Below are 21,413 nucleotides of genomic sequence, written 5' to 3' on the forward strand. Positions count from 1 at the left end.
GGCCGACGAGACCTCCAAGCCGATCGCTCAGGTCAAGGTCGGCGACAAGATCGCCGATGCGGTTCCCGGCACCGATGCCGGCACCCGCGACCAGGCCCACACCGTCACCGACGTCCACGTCACCTACGACGATCACGACTACACCGACGTCACCATCGCAACCGGTAAGGGCCCGCGCACCATCACGGGGACCAGCCACCTGTGGGTGCCCGTAGTTCGGCTACCCCTATGCGACCTGGGCGTATTCGTGGAGGAGGCCACCGAGTCTGTCTTGTCGGGTGATCTTCAAGTCGGTGCCGGCGGGGCCGGGCAGCGGTCGAAGCGGGCTGGCGTGGTTCAGTGCCCGATGCGGCCGGTGGTTGTTGAAATGGATCTCATATTCGGCGAGGACCTTGCGCAGGTGGCGGGCGTTCATGATGAGGATCCGGTCCAACAGTTCACGGCGTACGCTCCCGACCCAGCGTTCCGTGATCGCGTTCATTCGTGGAGCCTGCGGCGCGGTGAGCAGGATCCGGATTCCCTCGGCGCGGAAGACCTCATCGAACGTCGCGGTGAACTTCGCGTCGCGGTCACGAATCAAGAACTTGAAGTCACCTGCCCGCTCACCCAGCTCGAGCATCAGGTTCTTGGCCTGCTGAGCGACCCAGCCGGCGGTCGGATTGGCGGTGACACCCAGGACGTGGACGCGGCGACTGGCGTGCTCCACGACCGCGAAGCAGTACAGCCGGGCCAGGGTGATCGTGTCGGCGTGGAAGAAATCGCAGGCCAGGATCCCGGACGCCTGGGCACGCAGGAACTGGCCCCAGCCGGGTCCGGATCGTCGCGGAGCGGGATCGATGCCGGCCTTGTGCAGGATCCTCCAGACCGTGGCAGCGCCCACGTTCCGGCCCAGGCCGGCCAGTTCCCCGGCGATTCGCCTGTAGCCCCACGACGGATTCTCCGCCGCCAGGCGAAGCACCAACGCGCAGGTCGTCGGTTTGGTCGGCGGGCGCCCGGGCGTCTTGCGCTTGAAGGTCCAGCGCCGTTTCACCAGATCAGCGTGCCAACGCAGCAGCGTGCCAGGCGTCACCAGCAGCCCTACCCGGCGTCGTTTCGGGAGCAGCCGGGCCAGCGCCGTGATGAAGGCCCGGTCGGCCCACGACGGCTTGGGCCGAGCGACCTGACGGCGTAACACCGCCAGTTGGTGGCGAAGCACCAGGATCTCGGCTTCCTTGGAGACGTCCGAGCGGAGGAACAGAGCAAGGCCGCCGAGAAGCCGGATGAAGATCAGATAGACCAGTCGCAAAGCCACGAATCCGTATCCTGCCGCGCCCCGCCCGTGTCTGCGCGCCGATCGAGAAACCCCAGGTCATGCCCGGTGGCTCAATTCTGGGCACCCACAGCCCGGCATCGCCGGCGTCTACAGCCATGTCACCGATCCCATGCGGCAAAACCTGGGGGACCGGCTCCAGCAACGCTGGACCACCCTCACCGCCGACCAGCGATCGCAACCGTGACCCCGACCGGAGCACTGCTCCCGGTGACCCCGACCCACGAAAAGTACTGACCCCGACCTACGGAATGAGTAGTCCCGATCACCCGTGGAGCACCCTGCTCCCGATCTGCTCCCGAATCCGGCCGATGGTTAGCACCCGAAACCCAAAATGCAGGCCAGGCTTGTGGCCTGACCTGCATTGATGTGGTGGGCGATACTGGGATTGAACCAGTGACCTCTACCGTGTCAAGGTAGCGCTCTCCCACTGAGCTAATCGCCCTCGCGAAGCAGAGTGTGCTTCAGAGGTGGAGACGGGATTTGAACCCGTGTACACGGCTTTGCAGGCCGTTGCCTCGCCTCTCGGCCACTCCACCGAGTGAGGTCTTGGAAGACCTCTCCGAGCGGACGACGGGATTCGAACCCGCGACCCTCACCTTGGCAAGGTGATGCTCTACCAACTGAGCCACGTCCGCGTGTCGGTGGGGCGTCCCCCCTCCGGCAACGGGCTAAACATTAGCGGATACTCGGCCCAACCCCCAACTCGATTGCCCTGGCGGCGCCGGCGGGTCGATCCTTCGACGGTCGTCGAAGCGTGCCGGGCGTACCGTCGAACCATGCGAGCACCGTACGACTCGGACATCGCGCCGGTGGCGGCCCTGCTGGCGGATCGGACCCGTGCCTCGATGCTGACGGCCCTTCTCGACGGGCGGCCGCTGTCCGCGGGGGAGCTGGCCAGGACGGCGGGGGTCAGTGCGGCGACGGCGAGCTCTCACCTGGCCAAGCTACTCGACGGTGATCTCGTCACCGTCGTACGGCAGGGGCGGCACCGGTACTACCGCCTGAAGGGCGCCGAGGTGGCCGCCGTCATCGAGGCGATCAGCCGGATCAGTCCCGACGTCGAGGTCCGCAGTCTCCGCCAGTCGCGGCAGGCGCGTGCCCTGCAAGAGGCCCGCACGTGTTACGACCACCTGGCCGGCCGGGCCGGTTCCGCGTTGTTCGAGGCGATGCTCAGCCGGGACCTCCTCGAAGCCGTCGACACGTCGTACGACGATCCGGCGAACTCCGCGTACGAGGTGACCGACAAGGGGGAGCGGCAGCTCGAGTCGATCGGCGTCGACGTGGGCGCGGTCCGCCGGGCGCGTCGGAGGTTCGCCGGGCACTGCCTCGACTGGACCGAGCGCCGCCCGCATCTGAACGGTGCGCTCGGCGCGGCGCTCACCGCCCGGATGATCGAGGACGGCTGGTTCGAGCGCGGGTCGACGCGGCGGGCCCTGTTCGTGACGGAGAAGGGGCGCGGCCGCCTGGCCGACGTGTTCGGGTGCGTCCTCGGCTGAGCCGGCCGCGCCCGGGCGGGGCCACGCCGGGCGCCGACCCGGCACGGTGAGCGCGGCGCTCGGGAGCCCGGCGTACGCGCCTGTCCGCGGGAATGGCTGAACCACTGGTCACGTCGTTGCGTCCGATATCTGGCACTCACGATGTTTGGGAGGCCTGGACACATTAAGGTGTCGCATGCGCCCCAGCGACGTACGGGCGCGGAGAGGTGACAAAGCGGTGAGCGGGGAGCGTAAGTTCTTCCGTCGTGATCGGCTGACCGGGCTGATCGCGATCGGTGCGGTCGGGGCGTTGGCCGTGGCCGCCGTCGTGTTCGGCGTGGGTATGGCCAGCGCCAAGTACCACCTCGCCGACGTGGGTGGCTGGCTGACGTCGTCGAAGAAGGGCGAGGTCGTCCACGTCAACGGCCTGTCGGGCAAGGTCGACGGCAAGGTGACGTTGTCGGGCACGGCCGGCCACAAGATGAAGGTGGTCCAGCAGGGCGGCGTCGTCCTGATCGTCGACGAGACGACCGGTGTCGTCAGCCGCGTCGACCCGGCGCACCTCAACGTCGTCCAGGGCATCGCCTACCGGGGCGCGGCCGGCATGCAGGTGGTGTCGGGGTCCGGGGCGGCGTACGCGCTCGACCAGAGCAAGGGCAGCGTGCAGCGCCTGGACCCGATGACGCTGGCCACCCAGGGCGACCCGATCGGTCTCACCGGGCCGCTGGGCGCGGCCGCCATCGATGCCAAGGCGACTCTGTGGGTGCCGGTGCCCGCCGACGGCCAGGCGGCGAACGTGCAGAGCGGCCGTGCCGGACAGCCCATCGGCGTCGGCCGGGCCGGCGACGACCTGGCGCTCACCGTCGCCGGCGGATCCGCCGTCGTCACCGACTTCACCACCGCCGAGAGCCTCATCCTCGGCGCGAACGGCGTGCAGGTGAAGGTGAAGCTGCCCTCGGTCGTGTCCCAGCTCGGCAAGGGCCGGGTGTACGCGCCGACGAGCACGGACGGGCAGCTGGTGCCCCTGCTGGCCGGCAAGTCGCTGATCGTGCTCAACTCGGGCAACGGCTCGCTCAGCAGCGTCGCGCTTCAGCTCCCGAACCACGAGCTGAGGACGCCCCAGGTGCTGGGCCAGAAGGTCTACATCCCGGACCAGAGCTCGGGCAACCTCCTCGTCTACGACGCCGCGACCAACCGGATGGACGCCCAGGTGCCGGTCACCGGCAAGCCGGGCTCGCTGGACGTGTTCGTCAAGGACGGCCTGCTGTGGGCGAACAACCCGAATGACCCGAAGGCGGTCGTCGTCGACGGTTCCGGCGCGCACAAGCCGGTCCAGAAGTACACCGGCGCCGTGCCCGGCGGCGCCGAGAACCCGATCCCGAAGACCGGCGGCGGGGACGACGGCGGTCTGCCGACGCCTCGGCTGCCCGTCCACCCGAAGCTGCCGAAGCCGCCGATCACGCCGCCGAAGCACAAGCCGGACCCGCCGAAGGTGACGCCGCCGAACCAGCCGACCAACCTGCGGGCGGCAGCGCAGCCCGACGGGAGCATCAAGGTCGACTTCCAGCCCGGCGGGGGCGGCGCGGCGACCGGTTACCGGCTCGTCGTGCCGGCCGGCCTGACCGCCACGCCGGCGCGGATCTCCGCGGACGGACCGGACTACACGTTCACCGCCAAGGGCGGCACCTGCGGCCAGGAGTACGAGTTCGCGGTCGCGGCGGTGTACAAGAACGGCGACCATCAGTCCGAGATTCAGTCCGAATACACCGACCCGACGCTCTCCTGCACGCAGCCGGACGCGCCGAGCGGCATCACGGGCACCGGCACCGCGCAGGGCGCGAAGGTCAGCTGGCAGGCCCCGCCGAACGCCAAGGGCGTGACCTACAAGGTCCAGATGACCGGCCCGAAGACCTTCACCAAGGACAACTTCTCCGGCACGTCGCTGACGATCCCGAGCATCTGGAAGAACGGCTCGTACACCATCAAGGTGACCGCCTCCAACGGCGCCGGCGGCAGGTCCGCCAGCGCGGACCAGACGCTCACCGGCCCGGCGCAGCACTACGTCGGTCAGCATGCGGGCAACCCAGGCGACAAGAGCTTCCTGCACAAGGTCCCGAGTGACGACGGCGACAAGAGCAACTCGATCACCAATTACAACGACCAGTCCGTGACGGTGGACTGCCAGAAGATCGGCGGCCACTACCAGCACCCCACGTCCAAGGACCCGTACTACTCCGGCAGCCTCTGGGACTACATCCACTACGGCGGCCATCAGGGCTACATCATCGGCTACCTGATCAACACGCCGCGGCAGCCCGACTGGCAGAACTACAACGGGCTTCCGCTCTGGGAGTGTGCCGGCTGATGACGGCGGAGGCGTATGGGGCGCCTGACGCGGAGGCACTGGCAGGGCGGTTCGCGCAGCTGTTCGGCGCGCTCGCGGGCAACATCGAGCGCGTCATCCGCGGCAAGCGGGAGAACGTCGAGCTCGCCCTGCTGTGCCTGCTCAGCGAGGGGCACCTGCTGCTGGAGGACGTGCCGGGGGTCGGCAAGACGACCCTCGCGCGCGCTCTCGCGGCGAGCGTGGACGCGCGCTGGACGCGGATCCAGTTCACGCCCGACCTGCTGCCGTCGGACGTCACCGGCGTGTCGATCTTCAACCAGTCCAACAGCCAGTTCGAGTTCCACCCCGGCCCGATCTTCGCCAACCTCGTCGTCGCGGACGAGATCAACCGCGGCTCGCCGAAGACCCAGTCGGCGCTGCTGGAGGTCATGGAGGAGCGGCGGGTGACCGTGGACGGGCGGCCGCATCCGGTGCCGCGGCCGTTCATGGTGATCGCGACGCAGAACCCGGTCGACATGGACGGCACGTACCCGCTGCCGGAGGCGCAGCTCGACCGGTTCCTCATGAAGATCTCGATGGGGTACCCCGACCACGCCTCGGAGGTCGCCGTGCTGGCGGGCACACCGACCGGGCCGCTGATCGACCAGCTGCCGAAGGTCGCGCGCGGCGACGACGTCAAGAACATGATCGACTTCGCGAGCCGGATCCACGTCGCGCCGCAGCTGTACGACTACCTCGTCCAGATCGTCGCGACGACCCGGCACCACCCCGACGTCCGCCTGGGCGCCAGTCCCCGGGCGAGCCTGGCGCTGCTGCGCGCCGTACGGGTGCGGGCGGCGGCCGCCGGCCGGTCCTTCGTCGTCCCCGAGGACGTCAAGTCCCTCGCCGCCCACGTGATCGCGCACCGGCTCATGCTCACGCCCGAGGCGGAGCTGCGCGGCCGTACCGCGCCGGAGCTGGTCGCCGAGGCCCTGTCCCGGGTCCCGGTGCCGCAGTCCGCCGGGGTCTGAGGGTGCTCACGCCGGTCGGCTGGGGGGTCGCCGCGGTGTCGGTGGTGCTGTACGCCGCCGGTGCCCTCCTCGGCTACCCGGAACCCGTCGCCCTCGCGGTCGGCGGCCTCCTCGCCGTCGCGGCGGCGCTGCTGTGGACGCTCCCGCAGCCGAAGCTCACCGTCGAGCGGGAGATCACGCCGCTGCGGGTGGCGCGCGGCGAGCCGGCCTCCGGCATCCTGCACGTCACCAACACGGGCCGGGCGCGCCGGGCGGGGATGCGGGCGTACGACGCGTGCGGCGACGGGCGGATCGAGGTCCGGGTGCCCGTTCTGCGGCCCGGCGCGACCGAGACGGTCGACTATCGGCTGCCCACGGACCGGCGCGGGGAGATCCCGGTGGGTCCGCTGCGGCTCGTCCGCGCCGACCCGTTCGGGCTCGCCCGCCGGGTCCGGGAGTACGGCGAGCCGCGGACGCTCCTGGTCCGCCCGAAGACGATCCCGCTGCCGCTCCTGCCCTCCGGGCGCAACCACCATCTGGAAGGGCCCACGTCGGACACCGCGCCGGCGGGCACGGTCACCTTCCACGCGCTGCGCGAGTACGTCGTCGGCGACGACCTGCGCCACATCCACTGGCGCTCCAGCGCGCGCACCGGCACGCTGATGGTCCGCCAGCTCGTCGACGCGAGCATGCCCCAGACGACGATCGTCGTCGACACCGGTGCCGCCGCGTACACCGACCCGGACGACTTCGAGCTCGCCATCGACGCGGCGGCGTCGGTCGCGGCCGGCGCGGCCCGCATGAACTTCCCGGTCCGCGTCCTCACCGGCGAGGGGCCGCTGGTGGAGACGCGCGGCGGTGCCCACGACGTCGAGGCCATCCTCGACCGGCTGGCACGCCTGTCCCGTACGGACATGGCGCACGCCGCGGTCGAGGTCGCGCGCCGCGTACGGGCGGGCGGGGCGCTCGTGCTCGTCACCGGCGGTCGCGGCGAGATCTCGGGGGCGGGGGCGCTGCGCCGCCGGTTCGACCGCGTGGTGTGCGTCCGGATCCGTCCCGAGGCGCCCGGTCCGGGCCTGCCCGGCGTCGCGCTCATCGAGATCTCCGACCTGGAGGAGCTGCGCGCGGCGTGGAAGGGCGCCGCGCGATGACGACGACGGCCCCCGCGGAACCGCGCACCGACGAGCCGCTCCCGCCGAAGCCGGGCCCCGGCCTGCGGGTACGGCTCATCACCGCGCTCGTCATCGTCGTGGCGCTGGCGGCGACCGGCGGGTTCGCGTTCCACCGGGTCTTCGCGCTCGGCGACCTGGTGCCCGTCATCACGGTCGCGGCCGTCACGCCCGTCCTGCTCGCGGCGCTGCCGTCCTGGCCGCGCCGCCGGACCTGGCCGCTGTGGACCTCGATCGTGGCCACCGCCGTGGCCTGGACACTCGTGGCCGGCCTGACCCTGTTCCACGGCGACTTCACGGTGATCGGCGGCGCGCTCCGCGACTCGTGGAAGGGCACGCTCACCTCGCTGCTGCCCGCCCCCGGGCGGCCCGAGCTCCTCGTCCTGCCGCACGTGCTCGTCTGGCTCGCGGGCTTCGCGGGCGCCGAGCTCACCCTGCGCTCGGAGACGAAGGCCGCGCCCGCGCTGCCCTCGGTCGCCGTCTTCTGCGTCGCCCTGCTGCTCGGCGTGGGCGGCCCCGGCTCCAACCTGCCCGTCGCCGCCGCCCTCGTCGGCCTCGTCGGCGCGCTCACGATCGTACGGAGCGGCGGGCGGCCGCTGTGGCTGCTCACCGGAGTCCCGGCGGCGGCCGCCCTGGGCCTGCTGGCCGCGGCGGTCGGACCGTACCTGCCCATGAAGGGCGAGGCGTACGACCCGCGGGCGACCGTCAAGGCCCCGCCGCCGCAGCAGCGCGACAGCATCAGCCCCCTCGACCGGGTGTCGGCCTGGCTGCAGACCCCGGACCAGCAGATGTTCACCGTCCGCGCCGACGCGCCCGAGGACTGGCGGCTCGCCGCCCTCGACCGCTTCGACGGCGTCACCTGGACCTCCGGCGCGCGGTTCGTCCCCGCCGGCAGCCGTATCCCCGACGACGACCACGTCCGCCGTACACGCGTCGTCCAGCACTTCGCCATCCAGGACCTGCCGGGCGTGTGGGTGCCCGCCGCCGACCGTCCCCGGTCCATCGAGGGTCTCGGCGTGACGACCGACCCCATCAGCGGGGTACTGACCGCCGGGCAGCCGCTGCGCTCCGGCCAGGCGTACACCGTGACCTCGATGGTGCGCGACTACGACCCCGACCGGCTCGCCGCGGCCGAACCCGCCCGGGACGCCGAGGCCCAGGCCGCCACCGCACTGCCCGAGTCGCCCGGGACCACCGCGAAGACCGCCCAGGTTCCCGCGTTCCGCAAGCTCGCCGAGCAGATCACCAAGGACCAGGACACGACGTTCCAGCGCGCCGCGACGCTCGCGGACTACCTGCGGACCGCGGCCAAGTACGACGTGACCGGTCTGCCCGGCCACACGTACGCGCAGCTGCGCTACTTCCTCGCCCGGTCCAAGCGCGGCACGTCCGAACAGTTCGCCACCGCGTACGCCGTCCTGGCGCGTTCGATCGGGCTGCCGACCCGGATCGTCGTCGGCTTCCGGCCGGGCGTCGGCGGCAACGGCTCCTGGCAGGTCCGCTCCGGCGACGTGCTGGTCTGGCCCGAGGTGGACTTCGCCGGTCTCGGCTGGGTGCCGTTCTTCCCCACGCCCGAACAGGCCGGCACCTCGAGCAAGTCCGATGGCGTGCCGGCAGGGGAGACGCAGCAGAAGCTCGAGGCGGCGCAGAAGAACGCCGCGGCCCGGAAGAAGGCCGGCGGATCCGCCAACGGCCCGGGCGCGTCCCCGCCCCCGACGCAGCCCCGGCGGGCGCCAGCGGCCGCGTCGACGCCGTGGTGGGTGTACGTTCTCGCCGCGAGCCCGGCGCTGCCCGCCCTGTACGTCCTCGGCGTGCTGATCGTCCCGGTGCTCCGGCGCCGCCGCAGGCGCGGCGGCGACACGCCCGCCGAGCGGATCACCGGCGCCTGGGAGCAGACCCGCGAGGAACTGCGCGCGGTCGGCCTGCCCGCCACGTCGACCCTGGCCGCCCACGAGGTCGCCGAGTTCGGCGCCGAACGGGTCGCCGGGGCCGAACCCCACCTGCGCCCCCTCGCCGACCTGGTCAACCGGTCCGAGTACGCCGCGACGCCACCCGCCCCCGCGGCCGCCCAGGCCGCCTGGGGGCATGCCGACGCGATCGCCCGCCTGGTCCGGCGCACGGCCGGCCCGTTCCGGCGTCTCGGCCGCCGGTTGCACCCCCGCTCCCTGAGCCTGCGCTGAACCCGGTCGGCGGGCCGTTCCCCCTCCGGTCCTGCGCGCCCGCTCCGAGCGCCCGTACGCGCCGTTCGTACCCTCCGGGTGCTCAGCGCCCGCGCCGAGCAGCCGTCAGGGCCGGTGGTGGGTCACTGCGCGGTGGCGTTGCGGATGCACTTCGGAGCGGACCACGCCATCGTCGCGGCCTGCCCGTCGCTCTGCCCGAGGGCGACCAGCGCGCCGACCGTGAAGCAGTACCCCTTCCGGGCGTCGAGGCCGGACAGCGTCACGGTCGTCGAGTGCGGCGCCAACGCCTGTGGGGGAGTCTTCACCGGCGAGCCGTCGGACTGCTGGACCCAGATCGGGTAGTCGTTGCCCTTGGCGAGTTTCCAGCGCAGCACGACGATCTGGCCCCTGTCGAAGGCCCGCAGGTCACGTGGCTTCGCCGCGCGCATCACCTGGGCCGGAACGGGGACCGGGGCGGACGAACCGGCCGTCGGCGGAGGGGTCGAGTTCGACGCCGATGACGGTGTGTCGTGCTTCTTCTTCTCGCCACCGGTGTTGCCGAGCACCAGGAACCCGCCGATGCCGACGCCCGCCCCCAGGACCACGGCTGCGAGCACCCCGGCGACGACGGCGCCCTGCCGGCTCTTCCGGTCCTCCGTACGCGGAGGGAACAGGTCGGGCTGCTCGGCGGTCTTCGGCAGCGTCCGGGGCGTGGCCTCGCGAAACTGCGGCGGGGGCGCCGGCGAAGCCGCCGACGGACGCGGCGCCGGTCCCCGGGCCGGGCCGGAGCTCGGGGCCCGGGACGGCGGGGCCGCGGGCGGCGAGGGTGGCGCGGCGGCGGACGTGCCCGATCCCGCGGCCGGTGCCGGGGTGCCCGGTGCCGCGGCGTCGGGATGCACCGCCGGCAGGTGCGGCGGACCGTACTGCTGCGCCAGCAGTTCGAAGCCGGGTCCGGTCAGGCCGGAATGGTCGGTCTCCGGGATGTACGCGGTGGGCGCGGGCGGCGGTCCCGTGACCGAGTCGCTGCCGGCCAGCTCCGTCACCGGCAACCCGAGCTCGGCCTGCAACTGCTGCAACCGCGTCGCGAAGGCGACCGCGTTGGTGTAGCGCTGGGGCGGGGTCTTCGCCATCGCCTTGGCGATGACGTCGTAGACCTGGTACGGGACGTCCGTGCGAGAGATCGGAGGCGGCGGATCGTTGAGGATCCGCATCATCAGCGCGCCGATCCCGGCGGGCGAGCCCGCCTTGAAGGCCGGGCTGCCCGCGAGGAGCTGGTACATCGTCGAGGCCAGCGAGTAGACGTCCGCGGTCTCATCCGGCTGCTCGCCGTTGACCACCTCCGGCGCGGCGTGGTGGGGCGTGAACGCGGTGGTGTGCGTCGCCTCCGACGAGCCGGTCAGCCGGGCGATCCCGAAGTCGGCGAGCGCGGGCTCGCCGTACTTGGAGACGAGGATGTTCTGCGGCTTGACGTCACGGTGCAGGACGCCCGCCTCGTGCGTGGCAGCCAGCGCGCCGGCGATCTTCACGCCCGCCCGCAGGACGTCCGGCAGGGGGAGGGGGCCCTCCCGCGACAGCCGGTCCCGCAGCGACCCGCGCTCGAAGTAGTCCATCGCGATGAACGGCCGTCCGCCGCTCGTCATCCCGGTGTCCAGGACGGTGACGACGTTGGGGTGGCCGGTGAGCCGCCCGGTGATCTGACACTCCCGCTCGAACCGGCGCATCGTGTCGGCGTCGACCGCGTCCACGGACAGCACCTTGAGCGCGACGACGCGGTCCAGGCGCTCCTGCTGGGCGCGGTAGACGACGCTGAACCCGCCTTCGCCGACCCGCTCCAGGATGCGGTAGCCGGGCACCTGGTCGATCATTCGGTCTCTTCTTCGTCGGGGCGGTTGGGGCTGCGGGGAAGTCTCGTGTCGATGGTAATGCCTGTTTCCGTCCGCTCATCGAGTGATCAGCGCTCACTCTCGAGGTCTTCCGGCGGCCACGGGCCGTACCGCCGTGACCATCGACGTCGGGAAGCCCGCAGGCGTTCCCGGTTCTCCCGTCTTGGTGCCGGGATGTGCGGACCCGTGCCTCCCGGCCGGTGACGGGTGACGGCGGGTATTGACTCGAACCGCGCACCGGCGGGTCGTAGTGTGGGGCCATCGGCCGGGGCCGCCGGCCCCGGTGGCGCAGGGATGACCGGGCCAGGGCCCGGCCTGGAGAGGTGGCTTTCACAGTGGTCGAGATCAGCCCACAGAACGGGAACGTCCCGGTCTGGATCAATGGAGAACTGTACGCCCCGGAGAACGCGCGGGTGTCAGTGTTCGATCACGGCATTCTCGTCGGTGACGGCGTGTTCGAGACGGTCAAGGCCGTACGGGGCCAGGCGTTCGCGCTGACCCGCCATCTCCGGAGGCTCGCCGTCTCGGCGGCCGGCCTCGGCCTGGCCGAGCCCGATCTCGACGCCATCCACCGGGGCACGCTCGCCCTGCTCGCCGCCGCGCCGTCCTGGGACCTCGCCCGGATCCGGATCACCTACACCAGCGGCGTCGGCCCCCTCGGCTCCGACCGCGGTTCGGAGGGCGCCACCGCCATCGTCGCCGTCGCCGAGCAGAAGCCCTTCCCGCCGACCGCCGACGTCTCCGTCGTGCCGTGGCCCCGCAACGAACGCGGCGCCCTGTCCGGCCTCAAGACGACCTCGTACGGCGACAACGCCAAGGCCCTCGACTACGCGCACGAGCGCGGCGGGGCAGAGGCGATCTTCGGCAACCTGGCCGGGAACCTCTGCGAGGGCACCGGCTCTAACGTCTTCCTCGTACGCGGCGGACGCCTGACCACCCCGCCGCTGTCCTCCGGCTGCCTCGCCGGGGTGACCCGGGCGCTCGTGCTCGAATGGTTCGGCGGCGAGGAGGAGGACCTGCCGCTGGAGGAGTTCACCACCGCGGACGAGGCGTTCCTGACCTCCACCACCCGCGACATCCAGCCGATCCGCGCCGTCGACGGCAAGGTCTTCCCCGCCGCGCCCGGACCGGTCACCCGCAAGGCCATGGAGGTCTTCGCCGAACGCGGCGCCGCCGACCTCGACCCGTGACAGGCGTACGGCCCCGCGCCATGGGTGTGGGCCAGCGCTGGGAGGCGCCTGGTGCGGGGCCGTACGGTCCGTGCGGGGGGTGTTCAGGTGTGCCAGAGGAGGTCGTCGAGTTCCGCTTCAATGTCGATGAAGTCAGCTTCACGGCCGGCCGGAACGATCTCATAGGTCCGGTCCAGGAAGTCCGTGAGGGGGGTCAGCGGGACCTCGAAGTGCGCCCGGCCGAACGGCGACGACAACGTCAAGTTCAAGATCCGTTCGCCGTCCTTCTCCGCCGGCCACACCCGCACGTCACCCCTGCCGACCTTGCGCACAATTCCGACGGTCAGCAACTCGCGAGCAAAGATCCACTCCACCGGCGCGTCGTTTCCAACATGAAACGCCACACGGACGGCATATGGATCGTCGGCGGAGTAGTCCCAGGTCGCGAGCAACGGGATGATCGTTTTATCCGGGACGATGAGCCGAAGGCCGACCTCGGCGGAGGCAGTGGTGCTGCTGCTGTTCATCGGTCATCCTTCAGGCGTCAGTCCCGCGTCGCGGGTTTCTCGGTGAGGACGTCGCTCCCTCCAACGGGTGTCCCCCTGGCTCTGTGACGGGTAACTGTCAAAAGTCCTAAGAACATTCCGCCCCCCGTACGTCATGTGACCTACCTCATCGAAGTCATACCCGCTCTGACCTGCGCGGAAGCGAGGTGATCTATGGTCGATCGCATGAAGGACACACTGAAGGCCTGGCGCGAGCGCATCCGCGAACGCCGCCTGCTCAACAACGTGTGGCGTCTGGCCGTGTTCACCGTGGGGGTCTCGGTCCTCGCGGCCGGCGTCGCCATGCTCGTGCTGCCGGGACCGGGATGGGCAGCGATCTTCGTAGGCTTTGCCATCCTGGCGACCGAGTTCGCCTGGGCGCAACGTGCCCTCACCTCCGCGAAGCAAACCGCGAGCAAAGCGAAGGAGAAGGCCCTCGACCCCAGAGTCAGGCGCCGGAACCAGCTCCTGGCCATCTGCGCCGGCGTCATCGTCGCCGCCGCGATCGTGGCCTACCTCCAGGCATTCGGTCTAAACCTGCCGTGGCACGTCTGATCATCGATGCGCGGAGAGGGGTGGGGATGCGCTAGTCTGTGCTGGCAGCGGTTGAGCCGCCTGGGGCGATTAGCTCAGTGGGAGAGCGCTTCGTTCACACCGAAGAGGTCACTGGTTCGAACCCAGTATCGCCCACCCAGTGTGAGAGCAGGTCAGAGAGGGTTCCGGAGGTCACGCCGGGACCCTTTTTCAATCCTGGTCGGTCGGCGGTAGCCAAACCGGTAGCCGGCCCAACGCGGACTTGTACTGACTGAGGATAGTGTTCATCGTTTCGGCACCTTTGGTGATGACCGCCTTGAGCTGGTGCCGGTAGACCTTCTCGGTCACTGCGATGCCCGCGTTCCCGACGAGATCGGCGATGGTTTCAACAACCCTCGAAACGTCGGTGGGCCACTCGGACGCGTCGGTATCTTCCCCGCATGGCCGCATCCTCCGAAACGCCCGCGCAGTCGCCGACCGGCCCCGGCGACAGGGAGCCACCGTCGCGGCTTAGGGGCCGCGGGCGGATGCGGCTCGTCATCGTGGGCGGGGCCGTGATCGTCACCACCGCGCTGGTCGCCGTCGGCCTCGCGGTCAGGCGTACAGAGCACCAGGATCCCGGCGAGAAGGTTCCCCAGCCGCACCGCGCGGCTACTGCGTTCCCGCGGCCCGCGGCCGGGCAGCCCCGCTGGGCCGTCCCGGACCACCACTGGACCGCGCTCAGCAAGGCCTGGACCGACGAAGGCCCCGGCCCCTACGGCAGCGGCGGCGACACAGACAGTACAAGGCTCGTGTCCGACGGGAAGCGGGCCATCGCGTACGAGGCCGGCGTGGTCACCGCGTACGACGACGGACGAGGACATCCGCTTGTCCGACGACTCTGATGACAATTACGCGCCCAGGCCCGGCCTGTCGGCCGTCAGCGGCGACGTCGTCCTCGTACGGTTCAGGGACGCGATCTGGCCGGTCGACGCCGGCACCGGGAAGCCGTTGTCGCGCTGGACCGCCCCTCAGGGGGTCATCATGGGCATACTCGGCCGGACCATCGTGGCCGTCACGCCAGGCTCTGCAGGCCCGCTTGTCGGCGGCTACGACCTCGCATGCATCTGGTCACGGGAGCACGGGACGAAATGGTTCTCCTGCGACATCGAGGACGGCACGTTGTTCGCGCTCGGGGACGGCGTCGCGATCATCGATCCCACCACGGGGAAGACCGTCTTCCAGCGCCTCGCCGCCCGGCACGACGGGAGTCACCCTCCCCCGCGGGCCGCGCTGTATCGGCTGGCGGCCACATCGTGGTCTTCGATAGGGACGGCATCACCGGCTACCACTGAGCCGGTCGGCGGGCCGCCCAAACCCCGGACCGGGCTGCAGGATTTCCCGGGCGAGTACAGCCGTGAAGTACAGCAACCGTCGTGGTCGCCGTCGGATGTTCGTGGACGCTGATGGATGGATCCGGCCTGACCAGTTGGTTTCCGGAAGACCTAGTCCGTGGTACCGCCCTGATGGAGCCACGCGATATTGCCGTGCCGGGCGGGCTGATGAACGCCATTGGCCATCCGCAGGTTCGCATACATGACGAAATCTAGGTACGAATGCCAACCCCCAGTGAGGCGGCGGAATTGCATCTGTCAAGTGGCACTCCGGTCGGCCAACGCACTCGGGTCGGTTACGGCAAAGATGGAGAGTCTTTCCGTGTCATAATGGCCATCTTCGCGGGAGACCGGCATTATCTCATCTACGAGCGGAACCGGGCGGGCGCATGAACGGCCTCGTCTGGTACGTCTCATACGGCTCCAACATGAGCGCGGAGCGATTCCATTACTACATCCAAGGCGGTCGCCCGCCCGGTGCCGCACGCTCCTATCCGGGAGCCCGGGACCGCACCTTGCCTCGTGCCGACAAGGCCGTATGGCTTCCCGGCGGTATTTACTTCGCAACAGAGTCACAAGTCTGGGGCGGCGGACGAGCCCTCTATGATCCCGCTATCCCGAGAAAGGCCGCTGCGCGGGCCTATCTGATTACCTCCCAACAATTCTCCGACGTAGCCGCCCAGGAAATGTATCGAGATCCAGGCGCGGACCTGGATATCGCGGAAGTGGTTACCGTCGGGCGCGTCCAGGTGGGGAATGGCCGTTATGAGACACTCGTGTACGTCGGCCAGAATGAGCAGGCTCCCCTGCTCACATTTACTGCGCCGTGGGGGATCGGCGATGTTCCGCTGCTGAGCCCGAGCGATAAATACTTGCGGATGCTTGGGCAGGGACTGCGCGATGCCCATGGGTGGGATTCTGTGAAGGTTGCTAATTACCTTGCCAATCTCCCTGGAGTGCAAGGTACTTGGACACCGGAGCAAATCACGGCACTCGTCACGTCCGGCTCACCCGAGGGCGAGCTACCGCCCCGACCATGACCAGCCGCACCGCCGATGTGACCGATCTGGTAGGGCCGCCGCCCGGGCTCAGATAGCTTCGAGTCGTGGAGATCGAACCGGGCGAGCAGCTCGACCCGACCGGGCCGGCGGCGCCGTACATGCAGATCGCGGCCGTGCTGCGCCGCCGTTTCGGGCGCGGCGACTCCCCGGTGAACACCCGCATCCCAACGGAGTCCGACCTGGTGGCCGCGTTCGAGGTGGCGCGTACGACCGCGCGGCGCGCCATCGCGCTACTTCGGGAGGAAGGTCTGGTCTACACCGTGCCGCAGCGCGGGACCTTCGTCGCCGAGTAGAAGCCGTGTGATGGCGCCGACGAGGCAGGAGGAACTTGACAGGTGCGCGACAAGGAAGAACGGGCGCAAACAAAGAAGCGGATCACCAACCGCCTCAAGGAGGTGGGATGGTCTCGCGAGCCAGCAGCAGAAAAGTTCGACTGGCCAGACTTCGGTTTCAATAACGGGCAGGCAAACCTCGAGTTCTTCTACGATGCTGCCGACGATTGGGTATGCCTGGGGCTTCTAACCAAGGATCAAGAAGGTCAGCTGAGGATTCACTTCGGAGGTGATGTCGACCCTCTTCTGGATGCCGTGATCAGCGCTCAGCAGAGGCTTGCTGACTACTGGGACATCTTCATTGAGATCCTGCTGGCGATTCCACTGCGGGTGTACGCAGTTACCGGAGAGGACGAGGGCGACCTGGTGGAGCTGCGGAGCCACCGACCTCTTGTATAGCTGCGCGGGCGTACAGGTCGCGGGAGGCTTGGGATTCCTTCACACCGAAGAGGTCACTGGTTCGAACCCAGTGAGCCTTTTCCACCCCCCCGAACGCCAGCTGACCGGCAGTAAACGGGTCGCAGCGTTGACCCGTGCCGCAGCCCCTGGATAGTTGCCGCTGGCCGGTGAGCACGACGGGCTGGGAAGGAGCTCGGACGGCTGGCGTGCGCGGTGGGCTGGTGCAGCGCGATCCGACCTGAACCACGCGCGGGACCGTGCGGATACATAATGGTGCGCGCCACATCATGTGGCGCGCTGTTGCTGCGGCACGACCCCATACAGGCCGGGCCTTGTGGCAGCACGAGCGGGGACGCCAGACCCGAGGGAGACGAACGCCGTGGGCGTGTACACATACCTGCAGCCGGTGCACAGCGCGGAGCCCGCCGGTAAGGAGGTCGACATCGACACGAGCTGGTTCGACCTCGCCGAAGGCCTCAACGCACTCGGGCTCGACGGCGAATTCATCGTGACCGGGAACATCTTCATCGCGACCGGGGACGAGGACTCTGACGGCGGAGGTGTCTACGAGGGGCAGCTCGACCCCGAAGAAGTCCAGCGGAACTGGCAACAGCTGCAGATCGTGACCTTCGAGCGGTACTTGGCCGCTTACCAGGAAACGCCGCAGGGGAAGGGTTGCAACGACCCGGGCATCGACAACTACCTCAAGGCTCACTTCATGACCCTCATGGACGTCTACCGAAGGGCGGCCGACGCAGGGGCAGGTATGAAGATCATGGCCTGGTAGCAGGTGAACCAATGCTTCGCGCTGTGCTGCGCTACCGCAACGTCCGCTACCTAACCCTGCCGGACTCGACCTCCCCGAGCGACGGCAAACGATGCCCCGACCACTCGCTCTGATCAACTTGCCGTACGACCACTACGCCGACACACGACTCCACGGATCACCAAGGAATTCCCCACCTCGGACCGTTCGTACCACGCGGGCCAGCCGTTCACGAGCACGGAGATCGAACCAACCACGAGTTGGCCTGGCGGGTTTGTAGGACGTGGATGGCTTTGGCGAGGTGGCCGGCGCGGTGGGGGCAGCAGCGGAGTTGGGTCAAGATCTTCCATGACTTGAGCTGGGCGTTCGCGCGTTCGCCGGGTCCGCGCAGGCAGGCGTGGGAGCGGTTGGCGGCCTTTTGGGATTCGGGCTTGCCTCGGCCCTTGTAGGGGGTGGCGATGCGCTGGCCTGCGCCGGTGTAGCCCTTGTCGGCCAAAACGATGAGGCCGGCGGTCGCCAGGGCGCGCAGGATGCCCCAGATCTGGGCGGCTCTCAGGTCGTGCTCAGTATCGCCCACCCAGTGTGAGAGCAGGTCAGAGAGGGTTTCGGAGATCACTCCGAAGCCCTTTTGACTGTCCGGGGCGTCGTGTAGGGCCTCCCAGAGGCGTCCTTCGGACGTCGCCGGCCGCTCCTCCGGCGTGGGCTCTGCCGGGAGCAGTGCGGTGCGGCTCTCCGCGACTCCGCCGATCAGGGCGTGACGGCGCAGCAGAGGGCGGTTGCCGGGGGGGGGGGCGTCCTCGAAGGCTCCCAGTGAGATCGGCCGCGTGATTGAGTGGATGTCGGGCGCTTGCCAGGGACCGAGCGTGCGTGCGGGTCGGCGTGTAGCACGCGCATGAGGAAGTGGTCGGGGCCGCCGCGGAGGGCCGCGGCTGCGACATTCTGACGCCACCCCCCGAACCGCCGGGTACATGAGGGACGCCCTGCCCCGAGGCGCCGGGTGATCAGGGACGGGGCGCGTAGCGGGTGGCTTGGAGGGTGAAGAGGCGGGCGTATTCGCCGTTCAGGGCCATCAGGGCGTCGTGGGAGCCGCGCTCGGTGATCTTTCCTTCGGCCAGGACGACGATGAGGTCGGCGTCGCGGACGGAGCCGAGGCGGTGGGAGATGAGGACGCTGGTTCGGCCTTGGCGGTGGCGGCGGAGGGACGCGTGAACGGCGTGTTCGGCGTCCGCGTCCAGGCCCGAACTCGGTTCGTCCAGCAGGAGCAGGTCGCGGCTCTGGCGCAGGAACGCGCGGGCCAGCGCCAGGCGCTGCCACTGGCCGCCCGACAGGGCGACGCCGGCGCCCTCGCCATGGCCGCCGAAGATCTTGCTGAGCATCGTGTCGTAGCCGCGCGGCAGTGCCTCGACCGCCTCGTGGACACCGGCCCGCCGCGCCGCCTCCCGGATCCGGTGCGTGTCGCCCTCGCTGCTCAGGTCGCCAAGCATGATGTTCTCGGACGCCGTCAGGTCGTACTCCATGAAGTCCTGGAAGACGACGCCGATGTGCTCGCGGAGTTCGGCGGGGGCCATGTCGCGGAGGTCCACGCCGTCCCAGTGGATCGAGCCCTTGTCCGGGTCGTACAGGCGGCACAGGAGTTTGACCAGCGTGCTCTTGCCCGCGCCGTTCACCCCCACCAGGGCGACGCTCTGGCCGTGCGGGATGTGCAGGTCGACGCCGCGCAGGATCCACGGGTGTTTCTCGCTGTAGCGGAACCACACGTCGCGCAGCTCGATCCCGCGCCGCAGCGGCGGGACGGGACGCCGGCCGGGACGCGGGGGCATGTCGGGTTCGGCTTCCACGATGGCGGCGAAGTGGCCGAAGAGCAGCAGGGCGTTGTGCGCGTCCGCCCACCGGTCGATGACGGACGTCAGCGATGCCTGGACCCCGGCGACCGCGGCGATGAACACCGTCACGTCGCCGGCGGTGAGATCGCCCGACGCGGCGGCCAGCACCGCCCACACCAGGCCCCCGCCCGCGACGGCGCTGCCGACCAGGGCCAGCAGTCCCTGGCTGCGCAGGGTTCTGAGGTCGACCCGTCGTTCGGCCTCGTTGGCCGAGCGGATCTCGTCGAGCATCCGGGAGCGGAAGAAGCCGCCCAGCCCGAACAGCCGCGCCTCTTTGGCCGCCTCCGGCCTGGTCAGCAGCTCGCCGTAGAAGATCTCGCGCCGCATCGCGGGGCTGACCTTCCACATCGTGCGGGCCCGTTCCCGGCTCAGCCCAAGCTGGATCCAAAGCGCGGGCAGCGCAGCCAGGAAGATCACCAGGACCAGCGCCGGGTTGATCACCAGCAGGGTGCCGACGAAACCCGACATCGTGATGATCGCCTGCGCGATGGACAGGCTGCCGAGGATCAGCCGGTTCGGCGCCTGCTGGCTGGACTCGTGCGCCAGCCGCAGCGTGTCCTGGAAGGCGGGGTCCTCCAGCCGGCGCAGCCCCGCGTGCGAGTCGACGGCGGCGAACAGGCGGTCGACGACCAGGGCGCGCACCGCCCGGCGCAGCTGGGCCTGCGTGTAGGTGGCGGCGTGCGGCAGCACGATGACGCACAGCCCGCTCGCGGCGAGCCCGGTGGCGATGGCCGGCAGGACGTCCCGGTTCCCGCCGCCGGCGAGCGCGTCCAGGACGAGCTTCGTGAGCCAGGCCGTCGCGACCGGCGCGAGCCCGGTGAGCACGGCGAGCAGCATCGACGCGGCCGTCGCGCCGCGGTGCGCCCGCCATGCCAGCGCGGCGACGACGAGGGGCCGCCCCCCAGCCGCGCGGGGCGGCTCGGTCATGCGCGGGCCGGTGCCGGCAGCTCGGACGGCGAGAGGAGTGAAGCCGTCACCACGGCGCCCTCGTCCACGACGTAGAAGCTGGGGAACGCCGGATGCCCGAACGCGCCGCTCACCGGCCTCTTCACCGGCTCGACCACCAGGGTGGCGACCGGCGACAGCGCCGTGACGAAGGGCTCGGCCTCGTCCCGGTCGCCCTCGATCACCGCCAGGACGCGTCCGGCGTCCACGGGACGGACGCGCTCGGCGAACTCGGGCAGCCGTTCCCGGCAGGACGCGCAGGTGGTGGAGAACAGCCCCACGATCGTCGGGCCGGCGAAGAAGGCGCGGGTGACCGCGGTGCCGTCGAGGGCGGTCGCGGTGAATTCGGGCAGCGGGGTGCCGGGCGGTGTGAACGGCACCTTCGGCCGTCCGCTCGCCGGCAGCGCTGCGTGCTCGCGCAGCCGTCGGACGATCGCCAGGGTCAGGATCAAGTCGAACGCGCACAGGAGGCCGACGAAGACGACCACCGTGACGAGATATGGCAACAAAGGTTCCTTGTGGCCTGGGCGGACCGCCTCATCGCGGAGCGTGCGCGGACGGCGCGATCAGCAGGTCGGCCAGTTCGGTGAAGAAGATGAACACCAGGGTGAGGACGGACGCGGCGGCGACCGCGATGACCGCGCCGGCGGGATGCACCTGCCCCGGAGCCGTCAGGTGCGCGGCGAGACCGCCCCAGGCGACGGCAGTGAGGGCGAGGTTGCGCACGACGTGCACGCGGCCGGCGGGGGCCGGGCCCGTGCCGAAACAGCGGCAGGTCGCACTCCGGCCGGTGCGGAGCGCGCGGTGGACGCCTCCGGCGAACGCGAGCAGGACGGCGCCGGCCAGCACGAGGCCGGCCGGCGCCGTCCGTTCGAACGCCAGGAGTACGACGGCCACCGACTCGGCGGTCACCACCGCGGCGGACGTCGCCGCCGGCGGAAGGCCGGGAGCCAGGCCGGGCACCGACCGCCGGAACTCCCCGAAGGCGTCCCGGCAACGGATTTTGCCGAACACCGCGACGAGGAAGACCAGTCCCAGTGTGCAGCGGGCGGCCGCGTGACGTACTCCATGACGA

Annotated in this window: 18 protein-coding genes, 4 tRNA genes and 2 pseudogenes; 14 read left to right on the top strand and 10 right to left on the bottom strand. The window is 70.2% G+C overall.

Annotated features, from left to right (window positions below):
- Positions 1-226: 226 nt before the first annotated feature.
- The 4 genes from ABEA24_RS39370 to ABEA24_RS39385 form a co-directional block, all read right to left on the bottom strand.
- Positions 227-1,291: an integrase core domain-containing protein gene (locus tag ABEA24_RS39370; protein WP_345438175.1), complete on the bottom strand. Its 1,065-nt coding sequence runs from the start codon at positions 1,289-1,291 to the stop codon at positions 227-229.
- A gap of 388 nt (positions 1,292-1,679) precedes the next feature.
- Positions 1,680-1,754 (bottom strand) — tRNA-Val (locus tag ABEA24_RS39375).
- 23 nt (positions 1,755-1,777) lie between these two features.
- Positions 1,778-1,848: transfer RNA gene (locus ABEA24_RS39380), tRNA-Cys, on the bottom strand.
- A gap of 26 nt (positions 1,849-1,874) precedes the next feature.
- Positions 1,875-1,947, bottom strand: a tRNA-Gly gene (locus ABEA24_RS39385).
- A gap of 141 nt (positions 1,948-2,088) precedes the next feature.
- Here ABEA24_RS39385 and ABEA24_RS39390 point away from each other — a divergent pair.
- From ABEA24_RS39390 to ABEA24_RS39410, 5 genes are all read left to right on the top strand, one after another.
- Positions 2,089-2,808: an ArsR/SmtB family transcription factor gene (locus ABEA24_RS39390; RefSeq protein WP_345438177.1), complete on the top strand. Its 720-nt coding sequence runs from the start codon at positions 2,089-2,091 to the stop codon at positions 2,806-2,808.
- A gap of 217 nt (positions 2,809-3,025) precedes the next feature.
- A complete protein-coding gene (locus tag ABEA24_RS39395; RefSeq protein ID WP_345438179.1) occupies positions 3,026-5,152 on the top strand; it encodes a hypothetical protein in 2,127 nt (708 codons plus the stop codon).
- Positions 5,152-6,141 carry an AAA family ATPase gene (locus ABEA24_RS39400; protein ID WP_345438181.1) on the top strand — a complete coding sequence of 330 codons (990 nt, stop codon included), beginning with the start codon at positions 5,152-5,154 and terminating at the stop codon, positions 6,139-6,141. Before ABEA24_RS39395 ends, ABEA24_RS39400 begins: the two co-directional genes overlap by 1 nt.
- Before the next feature lie 2 nt (positions 6,142-6,143).
- Entirely contained in the window at positions 6,144-7,271 is a 1,128-nt protein-coding gene (locus ABEA24_RS39405) for a DUF58 domain-containing protein (protein WP_345438183.1), read from the top strand.
- Positions 7,250-9,469: a transglutaminase TgpA family protein gene (locus ABEA24_RS39410; RefSeq protein ID WP_345438184.1), complete on the top strand. Its 2,220-nt coding sequence runs from the start codon at positions 7,250-7,252 to the stop codon at positions 9,467-9,469. The genes ABEA24_RS39405 and ABEA24_RS39410 overlap by 22 nt, the downstream gene beginning before the upstream one ends.
- A 122-nt stretch (positions 9,470-9,591) precedes the next feature.
- Here the strand turns inward: ABEA24_RS39410 and ABEA24_RS39415 are convergent, their stop codons facing one another.
- Complete coding sequence (locus ABEA24_RS39415) at positions 9,592-11,313, bottom strand: serine/threonine-protein kinase (RefSeq protein ID WP_345438186.1); 1,722 nt, start codon at positions 11,311-11,313, stop codon at positions 9,592-9,594.
- Between the two features lie 341 nt (positions 11,314-11,654).
- Between ABEA24_RS39415 and ABEA24_RS39420 the strand changes: the two genes are divergently transcribed.
- On the top strand, positions 11,655-12,521 hold the full coding sequence (locus tag ABEA24_RS39420) for an aminotransferase class IV (protein ID WP_345438188.1): 867 nt from the start codon (positions 11,655-11,657) through the stop codon (positions 12,519-12,521).
- An 83-nt stretch (positions 12,522-12,604) separates the two neighbouring features.
- Here the strand turns inward: ABEA24_RS39420 and ABEA24_RS39425 are convergent, their stop codons facing one another.
- Entirely contained in the window at positions 12,605-13,027 is a 423-nt protein-coding gene (locus tag ABEA24_RS39425; RefSeq protein ID WP_345438190.1) for an SsgA family sporulation/cell division regulator, read from the bottom strand.
- A 204-nt stretch (positions 13,028-13,231) separates the two neighbouring features.
- Here ABEA24_RS39425 and ABEA24_RS39430 point away from each other — a divergent pair, with 204 nt between their 5' ends.
- The 8 genes from ABEA24_RS39430 (at position 13,232) to ABEA24_RS39465 (ending at position 17,531) form a co-directional block, all read left to right on the top strand.
- Positions 13,232-13,600 (top strand): TIGR02611 family protein, encoded by a 369-nt coding sequence (locus ABEA24_RS39430; protein WP_345438192.1) that lies wholly within the window; start codon positions 13,232-13,234, stop codon positions 13,598-13,600.
- A gap of 63 nt (positions 13,601-13,663) precedes the next feature.
- A tRNA-Val gene (locus tag ABEA24_RS39435) sits at positions 13,664-13,735 on the top strand.
- A 284-nt stretch (positions 13,736-14,019) separates the two neighbouring features.
- Positions 14,020-14,463: a hypothetical protein gene (locus tag ABEA24_RS39440; RefSeq protein ID WP_345438194.1), complete on the top strand. Its 444-nt coding sequence runs from the start codon at positions 14,020-14,022 to the stop codon at positions 14,461-14,463.
- The gene (locus ABEA24_RS39445; protein WP_345438196.1) at positions 14,447-15,025 is read left to right on the top strand and encodes a hypothetical protein; all 579 of its coding nucleotides are present in this window, start codon (positions 14,447-14,449) and stop codon (positions 15,023-15,025) included. The genes ABEA24_RS39440 and ABEA24_RS39445 overlap by 17 nt, the downstream gene beginning before the upstream one ends.
- Positions 15,026-15,341: 316 nt before the next feature.
- A complete protein-coding gene (locus ABEA24_RS39450; RefSeq protein WP_345438198.1) occupies positions 15,342-15,992 on the top strand; it encodes a histone deacetylase in 651 nt (216 codons plus the stop codon).
- 65 nt (positions 15,993-16,057) lie between these two features.
- Positions 16,058-16,306 (top strand): GntR family transcriptional regulator, encoded by a 249-nt coding sequence (locus ABEA24_RS39455; protein WP_345438200.1) that lies wholly within the window; start codon positions 16,058-16,060, stop codon positions 16,304-16,306.
- 42 nt (positions 16,307-16,348) lie between these two features.
- On the top strand, positions 16,349-16,744 hold the full coding sequence (locus ABEA24_RS39460; RefSeq protein ID WP_345438201.1) for a hypothetical protein: 396 nt from the start codon (positions 16,349-16,351) through the stop codon (positions 16,742-16,744).
- A 379-nt stretch (positions 16,745-17,123) separates the two neighbouring features.
- A complete protein-coding gene (locus ABEA24_RS39465; RefSeq protein WP_345438203.1) occupies positions 17,124-17,531 on the top strand; it encodes a DUF1877 family protein in 408 nt (135 codons plus the stop codon).
- 208 nt (positions 17,532-17,739) lie between these two features.
- Here ABEA24_RS39465 and ABEA24_RS39470 read toward each other — a convergent pair.
- From ABEA24_RS39470 to ABEA24_RS39485, 4 genes and pseudogenes are all read right to left on the bottom strand, one after another.
- Positions 17,740-18,090 (bottom strand): annotated as a pseudogene (locus ABEA24_RS39470) (transposase family protein); the annotation flags it as partial.
- Positions 18,091-18,511: 421 nt separating this feature from the next.
- A complete protein-coding gene (locus ABEA24_RS39475) occupies positions 18,512-20,320 on the bottom strand; it encodes an ABC transporter ATP-binding protein (protein ID WP_345438205.1) in 1,809 nt (602 codons plus the stop codon).
- On the bottom strand, positions 20,317-20,844 hold the full coding sequence (locus ABEA24_RS39480; protein WP_345438207.1) for a TlpA family protein disulfide reductase: 528 nt from the start codon (positions 20,842-20,844) through the stop codon (positions 20,317-20,319). The genes ABEA24_RS39475 and ABEA24_RS39480 overlap by 4 nt, the downstream gene beginning before the upstream one ends.
- A gap of 31 nt (positions 20,845-20,875) precedes the next feature.
- Positions 20,876-21,379 (bottom strand): annotated as a pseudogene (locus tag ABEA24_RS39485) (MauE/DoxX family redox-associated membrane protein); the annotation flags it as partial.
- Positions 21,380-21,413 lie beyond the last annotated feature (34 nt).

This window comes from Actinoallomurus vinaceus (genome assembly GCF_039542055.1).
In the GTDB taxonomy this organism is placed as follows: domain Bacteria; phylum Actinomycetota; class Actinomycetes; order Streptosporangiales; family Streptosporangiaceae; genus Actinoallomurus; species Actinoallomurus vinaceus.

Coding starts and splice junctions, on each gene's coding strand:
- ABEA24_RS39390 (WP_345438177.1), top strand. CDS start 2,089: ATGCGAGCACCGTACGACTCGGACATCGCGCCGGTGGCGGCCCTGCTG.
- ABEA24_RS39400 (WP_345438181.1), top strand. CDS start 5,152: ATGACGGCGGAGGCGTATGGGGCGCCTGACGCGGAGGCACTGGCAGGG.
- ABEA24_RS39415 (WP_345438186.1), bottom strand. CDS start 11,313: ATGATCGACCAGGTGCCCGGCTACCGCATCCTGGAGCGGGTCGGCGAA.
- ABEA24_RS39425 (WP_345438190.1), bottom strand. CDS start 13,027: ATGAACAGCAGCAGCACCACTGCCTCCGCCGAGGTCGGCCTTCGGCTC.
- ABEA24_RS39430 (WP_345438192.1), top strand. CDS start 13,232: ATGAAGGACACACTGAAGGCCTGGCGCGAGCGCATCCGCGAACGCCGC.
- ABEA24_RS39440 (WP_345438194.1), top strand. CDS start 14,020: ATGGCCGCATCCTCCGAAACGCCCGCGCAGTCGCCGACCGGCCCCGGC.
- ABEA24_RS39450 (WP_345438198.1), top strand. CDS start 15,342: ATGAACGGCCTCGTCTGGTACGTCTCATACGGCTCCAACATGAGCGCG.
- ABEA24_RS39475 (WP_345438205.1), bottom strand. CDS start 20,320: ATGACCGAGCCGCCCCGCGCGGCTGGGGGGCGGCCCCTCGTCGTCGCC.